The organism is Granulosicoccus sp. 3-233 (genome assembly GCF_052681095.1).
In genome coordinates, this window is the sequence record NZ_JBQYLE010000038.1 from 1631 (window position 1) to 3189 (window position 1559).

At 51.0% G+C, this 1559-nt stretch carries 1 rRNA gene (cut by a window edge); it reads left to right on the plus strand.

The features are described 5' to 3' along the window. Positions 1 to 40: 40 nt before the first annotated feature. A 23S ribosomal RNA gene (locus tag ACUNV4_RS30200) occupies positions 41 to 1559 on the plus strand (it continues 1465 nt past the right edge of the window).

Genomic DNA, 1559 nt, shown 5'->3' on the forward strand with positions numbered 1-1559 from the left:
ACAGTTGCTCATAGCTTGTAGCGACTGTTTGGGGTTATATGGTCAAGCGAATAAGTGCATACGGTGGATGCCTAGGCAGTAAGAGGCGATGAAGGACGTAGTAGACTGCGAAAAGCGCGGGGGAGTAGTCAAACATGCTTTGATCCCGCGATGTCCGAATGGGGAAACCCAGCGTGCATCAGCACGTTATCCGTAAGTGAATACATAGCTTGCGGAGGCGAACCCGGGGAACTGAAACATCTAAGTACCCGGAGGAAAAGAAATCAACCGAGATTCCCTTAGTAGCGGCGAGCGAACGGGGAGCAGCCCTAAACCCGATGGTGTGATAGTGGAATGCTCTGGAAAGTGCAGCCATAGACAGTGATAGCCTCGTACACGAAATCTATCCATTGGTTATTCGAGTAGGTCGGGACACGTGTTATCTTGACTGAACATGGGGGGACCATCCTCCAAGGCTAAATACTCCTTACTGACCGATAGTGAACTAGTACCGTGAGGGAAAGGTGAAAAGAACCCCTTTTAGGGGAGTGAAATAGACCCTGAAACCGTATGCATACAAGCAGTAGGAGCCTCCTTGTGGGGTGACTGCGTACCTTTTGTATAATGGGTCAGCGACTTATTCTCAGTGGCAAGCTTAAGTGCTTAGCGGAGGCGTAGGGAAACCGAGTCTTAAATGGGCGACATAGTCGCTGGGAATAGACCCGAAACCGGGTGATCTATCCATGGCCAGGTTGAAGGTTGAGTAACATCAACTGGAGGACCGAACCCACTTATGTTGAAAAATGAGGGGATGAGCTGTGGATCGGAGTGAAAGGCTAATCAAACCCGGAGATAGCTGGTTCTCCTCGAAATCTATTTAGGTAGAGCCTCATGTATCACTGCTGGGGGTAGAGCACTGTTATGGCTAGGGGGCCATCCCGGCTTACCAAACCATTGCAAACTCCGAATACCAGCAAGTGCAATCATGGGAGACACACGGCGGGTGCTAACGTCCGTCGTGAAGAGGGAAACAACCCAGACCGTCAGCTAAGGTCCCTAAATATTGCTCAGTGGGAAACGATGTGGGAAGGCATAGACAGCCAGGAGGTTGGCTTAGAAGCAGCCATCCTTTAAAGAAAGCGTAATAGCTCACTGGTCTAGTCGGCCTGCGCGGAAGATTTATCGGGGCTCAAGCAATATACCGAAGCTACGGGAGCAGATTTATCTGCTCGGTAGAGGAGCGTTCTGTAAGCCTGCGAAGGTGTGCTGTGAGGCATGCTGGAGGTATCAGAAGTGCGAATGCTGACATAAGTAACGACAATGCGGGTGAGAAACCCGCACGCCGAAAACCCAAGGTTTCCTGCTCAACGTTAATCGGAGCAGGGTTAGTCGGATCCTAAGGCGAGGCCGAAAGGCGTAGTCGATGGAAAACAGGTTAATATTCCTGTACCACTAGTTACTGCGATGGGGAGACGGAGAAGGCTAGGCCAGCCGGCAGTTGGTGTCCGGTTTAAGCGAGTAGGGTGTGATCTTAGGCAAATCCGGGATCGCTTTACCTGAGACGTGATGACGAGCTCTTT